We start from the raw sequence: 15,743 nt of genomic DNA, 5'->3' as shown, positions 1-15,743 counted from the left end.
GGGACTATGGAGGGCTCGGATATCTTACGTGCGGTTGCGATGGTCATTCTGATGGCCGTCTTCATGGCCACGCTGTCCTATATCCATCGACGACCCGCGCCGCGGACCATATCCGACGCTCCCGTCGTCTCTACACCGGATGATCTGTCGGCCGAGCTGCGCCGCTGCCGCGCGCTTGGACCCCAGGATGCCGAAGATCCGCACTGCCAGGCGGTCTGGGAGGAGAACCGCGCGCGCTTCTTCGGCAGGCCGGCGCGGCCTCTTCTGCCGCAGGCCGCGCCGGCCACGCCGCCAGCGACGAACGTAAGGTAAGGAGATCAGCGATGAACAATGTCGGCGTCATCGACACCTTCCTCAACACCTTCACCACCTATATCGATTCAGGATTCGGCCTGATCAAAGGCGAGGTGGCCTATCTCGCCTCGACGCTGATCGTCATCGATATCACCTTGGCAGGTGTATTCTGGGCGTGGGGAGCAGATGAAGACATTCTCCAGCGGCTGGTGAAGAAGACGCTCTATATCGGCTTCTTCGCCTTCATCATCACCAACTTCAACAATCTCTCCGGCATCATCTTCAACAGCTTCGCAGGCCTCGGCCTGAAGGCCGGCGGCTCGTCGATCTCGACGGCGGACTTCCTGCGGCCTGGCCGGCTCGCACAGGTTGGCTTAGATGCGGGGCAGCCGCTGCTGGACGCTGCTAGCCAGATGATGGGCTTCACCAGCTTCTTTGCGAACTTCGTCCAGATCGCAGTGCTGATGGTGTCCTGGCTGTTGGTGCTGATCGCCTTCTTTATTCTGGCGGTGCAGCTGTTCGTCACCTTGATCGAGTTCAAGCTGACGACGCTCGCCGGCTTCATCCTGATTCCGTTCGCACTCTTCAACAAGACCGCCTTCCTCGCGGAGAAGGTGCTCGGCAATGTCGTCGCCTCCGGCGTGAAGGTGATGGTGCTCGCCGTCATCGTCGGCATCGGCACAGGGCTCTTCTCCCAGTTCACCACTGCCTATGGCGGTGGCCAGCCGACGATCGAGCAGGCGCTCTCCGTGGTGCTCGCAGCGCTCGCCATGCTCGGCCTCGGTATCTTCGGGCCCGGCATCGCAACTGGTCTCGTCTCAGGAGCGCCGCAGCTTGGCGCGGGCGCCGTGGTCGGCACGGGTCTCGCTGTCGCCGGCACAGCGATGGCGGGTGGCGCGGCGCTTGGGCTTGCGGGGCGGGGAGCAATGGCAGCAGCCTCCGGTACTGCCGCGGCCGCGCGTGGTGGTGCGGCGATGGCGGGCGGCATGTCCTCCGCCTACAGCCTCGCATCAGCCGGTCAATCCGGTGCGGGCGGCGTTGCGTCAGGTCTCGGCGGCGCCGGCCGCGCGGCTGCCGGCGCGGCGGCCGCTCCCGTCAGACGTGCTGCTGCACAAGCTGCCGGGGCAATGACTGAGAGTTTCGCCTCGGGCGCCCGGTCCGGAGTCGCAAATACCGGTGGCTCCTCGACGATGGGGACCATTGAGCGCGGTGAGGGCGCAGATGATGCAGCCGCCTCTCAAACAGCGGGCAAGGGCGGACCACCCGTATGGGCACAGCGCGTCAAGCGCAATCAAGCAGTCATTCACGGCGCGCAGACCGCCGCCCAAGCCCTCAAATCCGGCGACAGCCATGGTGGCGGCCATTCCGTCGACCTATCAGGGGGAGAATAATCAATGTCAGTGTTTCGCCGAGCGTCGGTCCGCTACGGCCGCACGCCCGAACCCGAAACCCCATACCAGCGTGCCGCGCAGGTTTGGGACGACCGCATCGGCTCTGCCCGGGTGCAGGCGAAGAATTGGCGGCTGATGGCCTTCGGTTCGCTGTTACTTGCTTGCGGTCTCGCCAGCGGGCTCGTCTGGCAATCGACACACGGCACCGTCGTTCCCTGGGTGGTGCAAGTCGACAAGCTCGGCGAGGCGCAAGCGGTGGCGCCCGCTGTCGCTGATTACAGGCCGAGCGACCCGCAGATTGCCTGGTATCTTGCTCACTTCGTTGCGATGGTGCGCTCGCTTCCGGCCGATCCAATCATCGTCCGGCAGAACTGGCTGAAGGCCTACGATTTTACGACCACGGCGGGCGCAATGGCGTTGAATGATTATGCCCGCGCCAACGACCCCTTCGCCAGTCTCGGCAAGCAGCAGGTCGCAATCGACGTCTCCAGCGTCATTCGGGCCTCGCCCGACAGTTTTCGCGTGGCCTGGGTGGAGCACCGCTATCAGGACGGAGCGCTCGCCGGCACCACACGTTGGACCGCCATCCTCACCATCGCCATTCAGCCGCCCACCGATGCCGACCGGCTGCGTAAGAATCCGCTCGGCATCTACGTCAACGCCATCAACTGGTCGAAGGAGCTGGGACAATGACCCCGCCGATCTCGTCAAACGCAGGCCGTCCGGCTTTGCGTCTCTTCATCGTTCAGCAAAGCCCGAAATGCGGCGATACGCACTTCCGTAAATCCGTTTTGGCGGCTTTGTTGATGTCCGTCTCGGCCCTTGGCGGATGCGCGCACAATTTCATTCCGCCCGACATCAGCTACGATGCGGCGGAGCCGGCGACGCTCACCGCCGATCCGCCGGCGCCCGTCAAGATCGTGGAATTGCCCAAGCCGCTGCCGCTGCCCGGGCAGTTGAAACCGCTCATCGCCGGCAAACGCGTCCCGGAAGCCGCTGATCCCAAGGTTCGCGTCAAACAGGCCAATGCCGCTGCACGGGTGCAGCCGGTCCGCACCGGCTTCATCAACGCAGTTCAAGTCTATCCGTTCTCCGGCGGAGCCCTCTACCAGGTCTATACGGCGCCCGGCCAGATCACCGATGTCGCCCTGCAGGAGGGCGAGCAACTCACAGGCTCCGGACCCGTCGCCGCCGGCGACACCGTGCGCTGGATCATCGGGGATACCGAGAGCGGGGCGGGCGCGACCAAGAAGATCCACATCCTTATCAAGCCGACGCGGCCGGAGTTGGTCACCAACCTCGTCATCAACACCGACCGGCGGACCTATCTCCTCGAGCTGCGCTCCACGGAGAAGACCTATATGGCCTCGGTGTCCTGGCAGTATCCGGAGGACCAGCTCATCGCACTTCGGCAGCAGAACGCGACGGCAGAGGCCGCAGCTCCGATCGCGGCCGGGGTCGATCTCGCTTCGATCAACTTCCGCTACGCGATCGAGGGGGATGATCCGGCCTGGCGTCCGCTGCGCGCATTCGACGACGGGAATAAGGTCTACATCGAGTTCCCCAGCGGTATCGTCCAGGGCGAAATGCCGCCGCTGTTCGTCATCGGGCCGGCCGGCGGCTCCGAGCTGGTCAACTATCGCGCGAACCGCAACTACTACATCGTCGATCGTCTGTTCGCCGCCGCCGAATTGCGTCTTGGCGACAAGGACAGCGAGCGGCGCGTGCGCGTCGTCCGTACCGACGGAAGGCCGCGCGCATGGCGATAGACGACGAACACCAACATCGAAGCGACATCCCACCCGTCGCGCCGCCGGATCTTCGGCTCCGAGGCGAGCGGCCACCTGTGACGCGCCTCTCGCGCAAGATGCTGATCGGTCTCGGCGCGGTGTCTGCCCTCGCAGTGGCGGGAGCGCTCGGCTACGCCCTGCAAACCCGCAACAAGCAGCAAGCCGGCCAGGAGTTGCTCAGCACTCAGAATAGCCCTTCGGCCGAGGGCCTTGCCGCCTTGCCGAAGGATTATACCGGCCTGCCCCGTCAGGCGCCGCCGCTCGGACCGCCGCTACCCGGCGATCTCGGCAAGCCGATCCTCAACGCGGGCGCTGCACCGAACACCGTGGTCCCCGGAACGACGTCCGATCCGGAAGCGCAGCACAGAGCGCAGGAGATCGAAGCGGCGCGCGTCAGCCGGCTCTTCACTCAGACCGTCCAGCAACCGCAGAGCGTCAGCCCAATCATCCCGAACAGCTCGCCTGGGGCAGCAACGACCCCAGCCACGACGCCTCCCGTCGATGCCGGATCGGCCCAGAACATGCAGGACCGCAAGACAGCCTTCCTCAACGCGTCGACGGATAAGCGCACGGTCAGTCCGGACCGGCTTGAGGCCAAGGTCTCTCCTTATGTCGTGCAGGCTGGCACCGTGATCCCGGCTGCGCTCATCACGGGCATCCGCTCCGATCTGCCAGGCCAGGTCACCGCCCAGATCACGGAGGCGGTTTACGACAGTCCGTCCGGCAAATATCTTTTGGTGCCCCAAGGCGCCAAGCTGATCGGTCAATACGATAGCTCCGTGGCGTTCGGCCAGAGCCGCATCCTCCTGGTCTGGACCCGCATCATCATGCCAGACGGCAGTTCGTTCGTGCTGGAGCGCCAGCCCGGCGCCGACACCGGTGGATATGCCGGGCTTGAGGACGAGGTCGATAACCATTGGGGCATGCTGTTCAAGGCCGCCGTTCTCTCGACCATGCTCAGCGTCGGAGCCGAGGCGGGGACGAGCCAGAATGAGAACAACCTTGTTCAAGCAATCCGCAGCGGCGCGTCCAACAGCATCAGCCAGACCGGACAGCAGATCGTGCAGCGCCAGCTCAACATCCAGCCGACACTGACCGTCCGGCCAGGTTTTCCGGTCCGCGTCATCGTCACGCGCGATTTGGTGCTGGCTCCCTACGGACAAAAAGGTGCGCGATGACGAAGCTCAAGCTTGGACCACTCGAAGACGATAAACCGGTCAAGCTCACGATCGAGCTGCCGGCGGCGGTTTTCAGGGATCTCAAAAGCTACGCCGAGATTCTGACGCGTAGCGGAAGTGCGACGACGCCAACCGAGCCTGCCAAATTGATCGCGCCGATGATCGAGCGTTTCATGGCGACCGACCGCGCCTTTGCGAAGGCCCGGCGAAGTGCTGCTCAACTCTCGCCCGGGTCGGCGGAAAGATCTGGATAGCGTTCACGAATCAAGTCGAGAAACGGACGTACTAATGGATTGCCGTTGGACTGTCGCCAATAGACGCGGAAGCTCAGCCGCGTCGGCCCCTCGGCATCATGCACCTCCCGGAAGGTGACACCGGGATAAGTCGCGCCAGTCGCACTTTCCAGGGCGAGGAGAATACCGAAGTCCATGCCGACCAGGGAGAGAAGCCGGTCGAGCCCCACGTCATGGCGAAGCAGCTTGCAAGGATCGGAAGATCCTAATTTGCTGATGAGAAGCTTGAGGAGTTCCGGTCCGGGGCCACGCTGTGACATCAAAAGCGGTTCGCGCCGCAGTTCGCCCCAGTGAACTACGTCATGACTTGCCAGAGGATGTTTCGCAGGGAGGGCTGCAACAACACGTTCGCTCCAGAGCACCAATGACTTGCCGCTCCAATTCGGATTGGGATCTGCCACGACAGCGACATCGATGGCTGAGCTGGCTAGGTCCAAAATCAGATGCTCGCTCGCTCCGTCGACAAACTGTCTATCGACATCGGGAAAGCGGTGCCTGTGCTCGAGGAGGGTGGCTCGGAGATTGCCGGCTGACAGGGAGGTGTGGATCCCGATGGTCAACCGACCACTCTCGCGACGCGAGCGGGTCTTGAGGCGAGCGGCCATTGCTTCAGCTTCGCCTACGATGCGCCGGGCATCCTCGAGAAATTCTCGACCTTCCATCGTTGGTCGCGTACCTCCGTTGGTACGCTCGAATAGTTTGCTGCCCAACGTGTGTTCGAGACTTCGTAGGCAGCGACTGAGCGTCGACTGCTTGATTCTAAGCGTCTCTGCCGCTTGACGGATGCTTCGATGCTGGGACGCAGCGATCGCCCAGCGTAAATCTCGAAATTCCACAGCCACGCTCGAAGCCCTATGGTGAGTTGTGGGACCAAGTGCTTTCTTGCCCCTCCATAAATTGTGTTGCGTCAGCTCCTACGACTTCGGCCGGAATACGTATTTCAACACCGAGGTTATTTCAAACGTTAGGATGCGTGATGGGAAAAGACAGCTACAGGCTACTCACCGGTCTCTGATGAATTCTCTCTCTCTCTCTCTCTCTCTCTCTCTCTCTCTCTCTTCCGCTTTTGCGTCCGTTGGATCAGAGGACAGTCAAAGAGCCCAGTGAGCAGGTGGCTGAAGGACGCGATCCGCGGCTTTCATTCGTACGCTCGGCAGATCTTGGGCCGAGCAGCAAGGGCCCGTTTATCGCCCGGTCGATCGTTCCGGCAACGTTCGGCATGGGGACTGGGTTGGTAAGCGATAATAACGGCAGGGCCTCGATCCTGCGGCGGATGTCGCCAATGATCCGGCCCAGCCGGCTGCACGAATTTTGCGGTCGCTCACTGCATGCCTTCCCTCCCTAGAGCTTGCGCGAAGCCACTTTGTTGGTCTGTTTGGCTTCCGTCTCCTGAAGGTGCCGAACCAGAAGCTCGCCTGAGGTCTTGTTGTGCTCGCGTGCGTAACGTTCGGAGGCGGCTGCATCGCCCCTGAGCAGCGCGTTGACCATTTTCTCGTGGTTCGCGATGACCATGTCGGGCCGTTCAAGAATTGCATTTGAAGAGGCCATGTACATGCAAACCTGATGTTCGACCAAGCCGTAATGATCGGCGAGGCGGTTGTGTCCCGAAAGGACAACGATCGTCTTGTGAAGCGCGAGGTCACTATCGTTAATCCGCTTCTGGTTGCGGCTTTTTGCGGCGGCCTTCATGTCGTCGTAAGCCGCCTCGATCGGTTGCCTCCGATTCGGGTTGACGGCAGCGAGCTGTGCGGCCAGGCCCTCGAGGCTGGATCGAAGTGTGTAGAGCTCCCATGCATCCTTGGATGTCAAGCTCGCGACCTCCCAGCCCGAGTAAGGCTTCTGCTTCACCAGGCCCTCGCTCATCAGCCGCTGCAACGCCGCCCTTATCGTGCCCCGCGACACGTTGAGCTCCGTGGACAGTTCGGTTTCTGTCAGGCGCTTTCCCGGCGCGAGGCCGCCACTGGTGATCGTCTGGCGGATAACGTCGGCAGCCGCACGGTCCAAACTCCGCTTCTCGACTAATCCCGAGATGATCTTAGCAGCCATTCTTCCTCCAACCGCGTTTGCGCGGAATGTTCGTTCTGAGTCCCGGCAGATATTGGCGAACATTCGCCATTGACACCAGAGAATTCGTGCTGTTTGTTAATTGTCGACAATCAGCAGTTGGGCGAGGGCCGTGCTTGCGCATTTCCGAAACCAAGGGCATTAGCTTCGCCGGTCTGCAGCGCCTCTCGTCGTCAGCCGGATCTCACAAGATCGTAAAGGCGGATGCGATCCTGGTATCGATTCCGTTCGAATCCGGCGGAGTGCCGCCTTGGAGCTTCGGCGGAGCGCCGAAACTGCAGTTCGACACGCTGTTGGTGAGACTGGAAACCGAACAGGGCGTCGTGGGGTGGGGCGAAGCCTTCTCGCGGTGCGAGGACAAGTCGCTGAAGGCGATGATCGAGACGCGCGTGTTACCGCTCGTGATCGGCAGGAGCGCCCTGGAAATCGGCAAGATCAAGTATGATTTGGAATTCCAGCTCCAGAATTTCGGCCGCGTGGGCCCTATCGTCTATGGCGTCTCGGCGGTCGACATCGCCCTGTGGGACATCCTCGGCAAGATTTCCGGACTGCCGCTCACCGCATTGCTAGGCGGTGCATTCGCCAGCGAAGTCGAGGTTTATGCCAGTCTGATGCGCTACGGCAATTGCGCCGATGTCGTCAGGGCCACTCGGCAGGCAATTGAGCGCGGATATCGTTACATCAAGTTGCACGAAGTCACCGAGGACGAAATCCGCGCCGCCGTCGAAGCCGCGGGGGCACAGGCCGCCGTCATGCTGGATACCAATTGCCCATGGCCGGTGGCGGAGGCGCTCAAATACGATCGGCTTCTCGAGCCTCTCAATCTGTACTGGCTGGAGGAGCCGGTCTGGCCACCGGAGAACTATGCTGGGCTGGCCCGTATTCGTTCAACCGGCCGGCACCACATCGCCGCCGGCGAAAATGCCGGCAGCCTGCATGATTTTGTTGCGATGATCGCCGCAGGAGCCATCGACATTGCGCAGCCCGATGTCGCCAAAGCTGGCGGTATTTCCGAGCTCTTGCAGATCGCCGCGCTTTGTCAGGCTGAAGCAATCGAATTCGTTCCGCATTGTGCAATCTTCGGCCCCGGTCAGGTCGCGACGATACACCTCAATGCGGCGCAGCGATCGGTACCGATGCTCGAACGGCTCTATTGTGATTTCGAGGCCGAGATCTATGGCGGTGCTACGCTTCCGGTCAATGGAAAGGTTGCCGTGCCGACAGGCCCGGGGCTTGGCCTTGATCCTGATCCAGGCGTGATCAACCGCTACCGCGTTGCCTGAGAACAGGGGCGTTGTGACATGGGCCATAGCTACATTCGTCTCAACGGCCTCTTCCACGGACTATCACCGAGCCCTGCCGCTGCGCGCAAGTGTTCTCTTCGTGAAGGCACGAAGGTTCGCGCAGGCCTGCCTGATCAGCTCGCCGGCGAGATGACGGAGATCACCATCGTGCTGGAAGGCGCGGTCCTGGACCAATTCATGTGAAGAGTGCGCTCATCAAGCGCTTTTTGCGCGTCTAACGCAAGAAGAGGGAGTCGAAATGGTGACACGGAGAGAGTTGCTTGCAGGAGCCGGAGCAGTTGCCGTCGCTGGCGGAGCGGGTCTCAAACCGCTCCCGGCGGAGGCGGCGCAAAGTAAAACCGTCGTGCTGGCGTCGATGGGCCCGGTCACCGGAAACTGGGATCCGACCTCTCACACGACCCTGGGGCAGTTGAAGTTCGAAAAGTTCGTCTTCAATCATCTGACGCGCTGCGAAATGCGGGAAGGCAAGTCTGAAGAGCTGACCCCGGACCTCGCCACCAGTTGGAAGCTGATTGATGCACACACTCTGGAGTTCAAGCTTCGGGACGGCGTCAAATTCCACGACGGCAAGGAGTTCGGTGCCGAAGACGTCAAGGCGACCATGGAATATGCCTCCAATCCGGCGCGGCCCGCATCCGCCCTTTATCCGGGCCGCGTTGATGTCGAAATCGTCGACAATCTGACGGTCCGGTTGAAGACCGAAAAACATGGCTACCCCGCGTCCGCCTTCTGGTTCATTTCGAGCTTCCTTCCAATCCTGTCAGCAAAGGATGTTGCCGATCCCGCACTCCTTCAAAAGCGTCCGAACGGCACGAACGCGTTCAAATATGCGGGCACGCAGGGAGACAGGAATAACCTCGAAGCAAATGATGAATTCTACGGCGGACGCCCTAAGATTGATCGCATCATCTATGCCTACGTTCCGGACGCCAACACGCGCGTGCTGGGCCTGCTGAACGGCGAATATCACATTGCCGAACGGCTCGAGCCCGAGCAATACGCCTCGTTGTCAAGCAACCCTAAAGTCACCACGCTTAAGGCGCTGACGACCGAGAACAAATATTTGCACTTCCGGTGCAACAAGCCTCCATTCAACGATGCTCGCATTCGTCGCGCAGTTTGCCACGCGATCGACCGTGATCAAATCCTGTCCTTGATGGGCGAGGCGGCCACGCCGTCAAACTGCTATATTTCGCCGACGAAGTTCGGCTTCACGGATACTCCTGATTATCCCAAGTTCGATCCCGATGCCTGCCAGAAGCTTCTCGCCGAGGCAGGGTTTCCCAAAGGAAAGGGGCTGCCGCAGCTCGAATATATCACCTCGATCGGCTTTTACCCGAAGACGAAGGAGTATGGCGAACTGATCACAGCGATGCTCGCCGAACAGGGGATTGATGTTCGCCTGACTGTTCTTGAACCGGCCGCGTGGGAGCAGGCGATCTATCGCCGCGCTGACGGTCAGGGTCAGGGCCACATGTGCGACGTCGGTTGGATGACGGGATCGCCGGAGCCAGACCTCGTTTTACGACCGAACTGGCATTCAAGCGCCGCGCTGATCACCGGGATCAACGATCGGGAAATTGATGCGGTGCTGGACAAGGAACGCGGCGCCACGACCCCCGAGGAGCGCCTCAGGATCTTCAAGAATGAGACGTTTCCCACTCTCGCAAGCAAGGTTCCGAGCTTGTCGCTCTTTTCCGCCGTGACCTTCCACGGCGCGGCCAAGAATCTGACCGGGGCATACTATTTTCCCAACGGGCCGATCGACCTGAGCAAGGCGGACCTGAGCTAAAGGGGCTGCCGCAAAACTCGTTGGCAGAAGGCAGGAGCCGGCATGCTGTTTGCGCTCGACTTCTTCATTCGGCGCATTGCGCAAGGGTTGGTATTGGTCGTCCTCGTGGCCATGCTCATCTTTACGCTGCTGCGCGTCGTCCCGGGCGACCCAGTGCGGATGATGCTGGGGCCAATGGTGTCAGCATCTGTTGCGGAACAGACCGCAAAAGATATGGGCCTGAGGGATCCAATCCCGGTTCAGTTCGGCCGCTATGCCGCGCAAATCCTGACGGGTGATTTCGGGAGCTCCTTCGTCAGAAGCGCACAAGGCGGCAGCACTGGCGGCTCGCGAGGCGGCTCGACTTTCGATGCCGCTAACCGTGCATCGGTGTTGGGCCTCATCACAACCAGTCTGCCCTACAGCCTGCTCCTTGCTGGCCTTGCATTCGTGTTTGCCTTGGTAAGCGCGCTCCCGATCGGCATAGCCGCGGGCTTGAGATCAGGACGATGGCCGGATCGGCTTGCACTGCATGTGGCTTCCGTCCTGGTTTCACTCCCCAACGTATGGTTATCCCTCGTTCTCATCTTTCTCGTCTCTGCCAAGGCCGGATGGCTGCCGGCGATCGGCTATCAGGGGCCGAGCTACGCAATCTTGCCCGCCATTGTTCTCGCGATCGAGCTTGCTCCGACTCTCATCCGGTCCATCTCGGTCTCTGTGAGTGGAAGTCTCATCGAGCCATATGTGTCCCAGGGTGAAATTCGCGGTCTCTCGCGCGGTCGAATGATCGTCGCGCACGTGCTGCGCAATTCGAGTATCCCCGTCCTCAATGTGCTCGGAATCCAAGCGATTGGGGTCTTGCTTGGTGGCCTGTTCGTCGTGGAATACGTCTTCAACTATCCCGGCGTTGGCCTTCTGATGATCAACGCTGTCTTCCAACGGGATTTCCCTGTCATCCAGGCCATCGCGATCCTGGCGTGTGCGACTCTCGTGATGGTCAATATTCTCGTCGACTTTGCAGCGATGGCGATTGACAGGAGGCTACAATACTAGCGTCGGCAGAACTTCCGGCCAAGACCGATAGCCCGGCGGCCACACGAGGTGGCGGCATCGCGGCCAGCATCTTCGCGCTGGCATGGCGGACAAATGAATTCAAGATTGGATTTGCGCTGTTTTGCTTGCTGATTATCCTTTCTGTCCTTGGTCCCTACATTCTCGATCTGTCGCCGACCCAATTCAATGTCAGCAAGAAATTCCTGCCACCGGCACTCCTGGATCATTCGAGCTGGCCTTACCTGTTTGGTACCGATCAACTCGGTCGTGATCTGTTTACGCGCTCCCTCATCGGTCTTCGGAATGCCCTGCTGATCGGCGTCACGAGCGTTGCGGGAATGTTCATCCTTGGCTCAGCCATTGGCATGCTCTCAGGTTATTTCGGCGGATGGGTCGGCTTGCTCTTGATGCGGATCACAGACGCGCAGATGTCGATTCCCGCGATCATCCTGGCGATCACAATTCTCGGCGTTTCCCGCCCCACTCCGCTGGCCATTATTCTTGTTCTGATTCTTGCCGGCTGGCCGGCGTATTCACGCGTGGCGCGCAGTGTAACCCTGTCCGAGCGCCGCAAAGAGTATGTTCGAGCGATAAAGATTCTTGGCGCCTCAGACGCGCGGGTCCTGCTCGTTCATATCGCACCCAATATCTTGCCTCCGATCGCCTTCGTCGCAATCCTGGACATTGCGCGCATGATGATTTTCGAGGCTGTGCTGGGCTTTATCGGGATCGGCATCCAACCACCCACCCCGACATTCGGCACCATCATCGCCGATGGCACGAAGTACATTTTGAATGCCTGGTGGATCACCACGGTGCCGGGCCTCCTGCTCGCGATCACACTGTGTTGCATCAACATCATGGGAGGAGCTCTCGAGCGTTCTCGCAACAAGATCTTGCTGGGATTCGGATGATATCGCCGGTCAACATTCTTGATGTGCGCAATCTGACCGTCAGCCTTGATCTCGGGTCGCGCGGAACGCGCGCCGTGCTCACCCATGTCGACCTGAGTATCGATGAAAACGAAGTCCTCGGCATTATCGGTGAGAGCGGCTCGGGAAAGACCGTGTTGTCGCGCGCGCTTGTCAGGTGGGTCACCAGCCCGCTCAAAATCGAGTCTGGCGTTATCGCCTATCGTGGCAATGATCTTCTGAGACTACCCCGGACACAAATGCAAGCGCTCCGCGGGCGCAAGATTGCCTACATAGGCTCCGATCCTGGCAATGCTCTCGATCCAACCCTTCCGGTTGGTCGGCAAATCGTCGAAAAACTCAGATCCATCGAGCCCGGTATCTCCAATGGCGAGGCAGAGGAACGCGTCATACGCCTGCTCGATGCCGTCAAGATGCCCGGCGCGAAACAGCGATTTGAGGAGTTTCCGTTCCAGTTCAGCGGCGGAATGATGCAGCGCGCCCTGATCGTAGATGCGCTCGTGACGAACCCGGACCTTCTGGTCGCCGACAACATAACGCAACCTCTTGACGTTACCGTCGCTGCTCAAATCCTTCGGCTCCTGCGCGAGTTGCAGCGGGATTTCAAAACGGCGATCCTGTTCGTTTCTTCTTCTTTTGGGGTCATCAACGAAATCGCGCACCGAGTTCTTGTTCTCGCAGGCGGTCGGGTCGTCGAGACCCAAAGCGTTCAGCAATTGCTCGCGGCTCCGCAACATGCCTATACAAAGCAGCTGATAGCTGACATCCCCCGCATATGGCAGAGCTCAACTGAGGCCGTTGCAGATGAGGCGTCACCTGCCGCCATCGACGTCATTCTCTCGGTGCGAAACGTCAGCCGGGTTTATCCCACGAGGGATAGAAACAGGCTCTTTGCAAACCAGTTCGTACACGCGGTGAGGGACGCTTCGTTCGATGTTCGCCGGGGTGACAACTTGGCCATCGTCGGTGAATCGGGATGCGGGAAATCAACGCTTTCGCGGCTCCTGAGCCGTCTGGAGGTCCCGGATTCAGGACAGATATTGTTCATGGGCGAAGATATCGCGCCAATGAAAGCCAAGTGCCTATTGACACTCCGCAGGAGATTCCAGCTTCTCCTGCAGGATCCGTTTAGCTCCATTCCGCCTCATCTTTCGATCGGGCGAACCATAGCCGAACCCCTCTACGTCCATGGAGGGATGTCGCATTCCGAAATCCGCGATCGCGTCGCGGCGACCATGCAGGAAGTTGGACTGTCGCTCGATCTGTTCGGCAAACTTCCGGTTGGATTGAGCGCCGGGCAGCGTCAACGTGTGAGTATCGCCCGGGCCCTCGTCCTCGATCCCGAGTTACTCATTCTTGATGAGACGCTGTCGGCGCTCGACCAGGTTGAGCAGCGCAAGCTTCTCGCCCTTTTTCAGCAGCTTCAAGACCAGCGCGGAATGACCTACATATTCATTTCGCACGACTTGGGGATGGTGCGACAAGCCTGCAATCGCGTCGCCGTGATGTATCTTGGGCGCGTGGTGGAGCTGGCTGACAATCGGACCACATTCATCAAGCCGAGACATCCCTATACACGCGCACTCCTGAGCGCGGTACCGGCGGTTGAGGAGCGTCCTTTCAAGGCGGAGACCTACCTCTTGGAAGGTGAGCCGCCCAACCCGATCCACATCTCGGCAGGCTGCAGCTTTAGAAGCCGCTGCCCGTTCGCGCTCGATAAGTGCGCCTTTGATGATCCGCCGCTCGCGGCACGCGGACGGGATGAATCGGCTGCTTGCCATCTGACGGAAATAGACCCGCACCATCCATGACTTTTCAGGATTGCGCGACCATCCAATGGTTCTCCTATTTGGAGAGTGAACAGCATGGAGTTTGACTACATTGTCGTAGGATCCGGGAGTGCGGGATGTCCGCTGGCGGCGCGCTTGGTCGAGCGAAAACAATCGGTCCTGTTGCTGGAAGCCGGGAAGAAAGAGCGTTTCAACCTGTCTCATGTTCCGGGTGCGCTCGTCTATACGATCGGGAATAGACGGTACGATTGGGCTTACAAGACAGAGCCTGATCCGAGCAGAGGCGGCGTGGTCGAGGACTGGCCCCGGGGCAAAGTGCCGGGAGGCTCATCCGCGATAAATGGGATGATTTTCATCCGCGGCGCTGCGCGGGACTACGACGCCTGGGAGGCGCTAGGCAACACAGGATGGGGATGGAAGGACGTGTTGCCGTACTTCCGAAAAATGGAGACGGCCGATGAGGACAGAGACAATCATTTTCGCGGAGGGCTCGGGCCTCAACGTGTTTCAGCTTTACGTTGGCGTCATCCGATTTCACAGAAGTTTATCGACAGCTTTCAAGCCGCTGGCATTCCCTTCAATGAGGATTTGAACGGTGCCTCACACGAGGGAGTTGCTTGGAACCAAGGATCAACGCGCGATGGGCGTCGGCTTTCGGCCTTCGAGGCTTTCATAAGGCCAAAGCTGTCAGCAACTGATCTGAAGTTCTTGGATCAGACGATCGTTCGCCACATTCTGTTTGACAAGACGCGCGCGAGGGGCGTTGCCGCCACGCATCGCGGACAAAACGTCGATTTCGTCGCAAGAAAGGGTGTTATTCTTTCGGCTGGCTCCATCAATTCCCCACACCTATTGATGCTTTCGGGCATAGGTGACCCGGCTCACCTCAAGAAGCATGGCATCGTGCCGCGTGTCGAAAGTCCTGAGGTGGGACGGAATTTAATGGAACACCCGGGACTGTATGTCCTCGCTGAACTCGATATCGAAACCGCCAATGGATTATCGCATCCCATAAAGGGCGCATTAGCCTTGGCGGAGTGGGCCTTTAAAAGGTCGGGGTTCCTGAGTGTGCCTACGGCGCAGGTCCTGGCGTTTCTAAGATCGAGTCCTGAGCTCGCTGAGCCAGACCTTCAATTTCATCTCTTCCCGTTCGGTTTGACTAAAGCTGATGGAAAACTGAAAGTGCCGAAAGCTAACCTGGTGACCATCCTGGTGAACATCAATCACCCGAAAAGCACCGGCCATCTCGAACTTAGATCGAACGATCCTCTCGCTCCAATTGCCATCGTTCCCCGCTTGCTCGATCATCGGGATGACTTTGAGGGGGTTATGCGCGGGCTAGACTGGGTCCGGAAGATCTGCTCTATGCCCCCATTCGGCTCTCATGTCCGGAAGTTTTGCGAAGCGCCAGCATCGGGGGCCGGGCGGGAAGCTGACGAAGCCTACATTCGCAAAGCAACGGTCCCCTTCTTTCATCCGGTCGGGACTTGCCGCATGGGGGCAGACGATCGAGCGGTTCTCAGCCCTTCTCTTAAGGTGAGGGGCACCGAAAACTTGTGGGTCGCGGACGCCTCCATCTTTCCTCGTCATATCGCTGGGAATACCAACGCGACGTCTATTATGATCGGAGAGAGGGCAGCAGACCTCATCCATCCGTAAGCCGTTATTCCATCAATCTAAATTGGAAAAAATCCGTGGCGCGCTTCTGTGGTGCCAGGATAGGAAGGATGGAACAGGCACGCATGCATTTGACATCTGTCGTGCTCAATTAGAGAAATCGCATGACCACAATCGTGCGTATTATCGTAATTGTGTCGCGCGCCATGGAAAATGACCCCTCATATTGCCTCAGATGACAATGTTACCGAAGCGCACCCTAGCGT

The 15,743-nt window shown here is 59.8% G+C and carries 15 protein-coding genes; 13 read left to right on the top strand and 2 right to left on the bottom strand.

Annotation, left to right across the window (positions count from 1 at the left end; all coding sequences use genetic code 11):
• The first annotated feature begins 6 nt into the window (after positions 1-6).
• Genes trbK-alt through BLV07_RS01055 form a run of 6 tightly spaced genes read left to right on the top strand, consistent with a single transcriptional unit; the run spans position 7 to position 4,907 of the window.
• The gene (gene trbK-alt / locus BLV07_RS01080) at positions 7-312 is read left to right on the top strand and encodes a putative entry exclusion protein TrbK-alt (protein ID WP_091878511.1); all 306 of its coding nucleotides are present in this window, start codon (positions 7-9) and stop codon (positions 310-312) included.
• 11 nt (positions 313-323) lie between these two features.
• Complete coding sequence (gene trbL / locus BLV07_RS01075) at positions 324-1,685, top strand: P-type conjugative transfer protein TrbL (protein WP_091878509.1); 1,362 nt, start codon at positions 324-326, stop codon at positions 1,683-1,685.
• Between the two features lie 3 nt (positions 1,686-1,688).
• Positions 1,689-2,378: a conjugal transfer protein TrbF gene (gene trbF, locus BLV07_RS01070; RefSeq protein WP_091878507.1), complete on the top strand. Its 690-nt coding sequence runs from the start codon at positions 1,689-1,691 to the stop codon at positions 2,376-2,378.
• The gene (gene trbG / locus BLV07_RS01065; protein WP_091878506.1) at positions 2,375-3,454 is read left to right on the top strand and encodes a P-type conjugative transfer protein TrbG; all 1,080 of its coding nucleotides are present in this window, start codon (positions 2,375-2,377) and stop codon (positions 3,452-3,454) included. Before trbF ends, trbG begins: the two co-directional genes overlap by 4 nt.
• Positions 3,445-4,653, top strand: a complete 1,209-nt coding sequence (locus tag BLV07_RS01060; RefSeq protein WP_091878504.1) for a TraB/TrbI/VirB10 family type IV secretion system protein — start codon at positions 3,445-3,447, stop codon at positions 4,651-4,653. The genes trbG and BLV07_RS01060 overlap by 10 nt, the downstream gene beginning before the upstream one ends.
• A complete protein-coding gene (locus tag BLV07_RS01055) occupies positions 4,650-4,907 on the top strand; it encodes a DUF2274 domain-containing protein (RefSeq protein WP_091878502.1) in 258 nt (85 codons plus the stop codon). Before BLV07_RS01060 ends, BLV07_RS01055 begins: the two co-directional genes overlap by 4 nt.
• On the opposite strand, the gene BLV07_RS01050 is transcribed toward BLV07_RS01055, so the two are convergent.
• Together BLV07_RS01050 and BLV07_RS01045 are read right to left on the bottom strand one after the other, a co-directional pair.
• The gene (locus BLV07_RS01050) at positions 4,871-5,782 is read right to left on the bottom strand and encodes a LysR family transcriptional regulator (protein WP_244550956.1); all 912 of its coding nucleotides are present in this window, start codon (positions 5,780-5,782) and stop codon (positions 4,871-4,873) included. The genes BLV07_RS01055 and BLV07_RS01050 overlap by 37 nt on opposite strands.
• A gap of 505 nt (positions 5,783-6,287) precedes the next feature.
• A complete protein-coding gene (locus BLV07_RS01045) occupies positions 6,288-6,992 on the bottom strand; it encodes a GntR family transcriptional regulator (RefSeq protein ID WP_176945278.1) in 705 nt (234 codons plus the stop codon).
• A gap of 26 nt (positions 6,993-7,018) precedes the next feature.
• Here BLV07_RS01045 and BLV07_RS01040 point away from each other — a divergent pair, with 26 nt between their 5' ends.
• From BLV07_RS01040 to BLV07_RS01010, 7 genes are read left to right on the top strand one after another with little or no spacing between them, the layout of a single operon-like run.
• Positions 7,019-8,293, top strand: a complete 1,275-nt coding sequence (locus tag BLV07_RS01040; RefSeq protein ID WP_091878496.1) for a mandelate racemase/muconate lactonizing enzyme family protein — start codon at positions 7,019-7,021, stop codon at positions 8,291-8,293.
• 18 nt (positions 8,294-8,311) lie between these two features.
• Positions 8,312-8,497, top strand: coding sequence for a hypothetical protein (locus tag BLV07_RS01035; RefSeq protein WP_091878493.1), 186 nt, complete (start codon positions 8,312-8,314; stop codon positions 8,495-8,497).
• Between the two features lie 55 nt (positions 8,498-8,552).
• Positions 8,553-10,106, top strand: a complete 1,554-nt coding sequence (locus tag BLV07_RS01030) for an ABC transporter substrate-binding protein (protein WP_091878491.1) — start codon at positions 8,553-8,555, stop codon at positions 10,104-10,106.
• A 45-nt stretch (positions 10,107-10,151) separates the two neighbouring features.
• Positions 10,152-11,138: an ABC transporter permease gene (locus tag BLV07_RS01025; RefSeq protein ID WP_176945333.1), complete on the top strand. Its 987-nt coding sequence runs from the start codon at positions 10,152-10,154 to the stop codon at positions 11,136-11,138.
• A complete protein-coding gene (locus BLV07_RS01020; protein WP_091878487.1) occupies positions 11,132-12,052 on the top strand; it encodes an ABC transporter permease in 921 nt (306 codons plus the stop codon). Before BLV07_RS01025 ends, BLV07_RS01020 begins: the two co-directional genes overlap by 7 nt.
• Complete coding sequence (locus tag BLV07_RS01015; protein ID WP_176945277.1) at positions 12,049-13,881, top strand: dipeptide ABC transporter ATP-binding protein; 1,833 nt, start codon at positions 12,049-12,051, stop codon at positions 13,879-13,881. Before BLV07_RS01020 ends, BLV07_RS01015 begins: the two co-directional genes overlap by 4 nt.
• Positions 13,882-13,935: 54 nt before the next feature.
• Complete coding sequence (locus tag BLV07_RS01010) at positions 13,936-15,519, top strand: GMC family oxidoreductase (protein ID WP_091878485.1); 1,584 nt, start codon at positions 13,936-13,938, stop codon at positions 15,517-15,519.
• Positions 15,520-15,743 lie beyond the last annotated feature (224 nt).

This window comes from Bradyrhizobium sp. Rc2d (assembly GCF_900099855.1).
Classification (GTDB): domain Bacteria; phylum Pseudomonadota; class Alphaproteobacteria; order Rhizobiales; family Xanthobacteraceae; genus Bradyrhizobium.
The sequence above is the reverse complement of the archived record's forward strand: the minus strand, read 5'-3'. Positions and strand labels throughout refer to the sequence as shown.

Coding starts and splice junctions, on each gene's coding strand:
- BLV07_RS01060 (WP_091878504.1), top strand. CDS start 3,445: ATGGCGATAGACGACGAACACCAACATCGAAGCGACATCCCACCCGTC.
- trbF (WP_091878507.1), top strand. CDS start 1,689: ATGTCAGTGTTTCGCCGAGCGTCGGTCCGCTACGGCCGCACGCCCGAA.
- BLV07_RS01030 (WP_091878491.1), top strand. CDS start 8,553: ATGGTGACACGGAGAGAGTTGCTTGCAGGAGCCGGAGCAGTTGCCGTC.
- trbK-alt (WP_091878511.1), top strand. CDS start 7: ATGGAGGGCTCGGATATCTTACGTGCGGTTGCGATGGTCATTCTGATG.
- BLV07_RS01010 (WP_091878485.1), top strand. CDS start 13,936: ATGGAGTTTGACTACATTGTCGTAGGATCCGGGAGTGCGGGATGTCCG.
- trbL (WP_091878509.1), top strand. CDS start 324: ATGAACAATGTCGGCGTCATCGACACCTTCCTCAACACCTTCACCACC.
- BLV07_RS01045 (WP_176945278.1), bottom strand. CDS start 6,992: ATGGCTGCTAAGATCATCTCGGGATTAGTCGAGAAGCGGAGTTTGGAC.
- BLV07_RS01055 (WP_091878502.1), top strand. CDS start 4,650: ATGACGAAGCTCAAGCTTGGACCACTCGAAGACGATAAACCGGTCAAG.
- trbG (WP_091878506.1), top strand. CDS start 2,375: ATGACCCCGCCGATCTCGTCAAACGCAGGCCGTCCGGCTTTGCGTCTC.
- BLV07_RS01015 (WP_176945277.1), top strand. CDS start 12,049: ATGATATCGCCGGTCAACATTCTTGATGTGCGCAATCTGACCGTCAGC.
- BLV07_RS01035 (WP_091878493.1), top strand. CDS start 8,312: ATGGGCCATAGCTACATTCGTCTCAACGGCCTCTTCCACGGACTATCA.
- BLV07_RS01040 (WP_091878496.1), top strand. CDS start 7,019: ATGTTCGTTCTGAGTCCCGGCAGATATTGGCGAACATTCGCCATTGAC.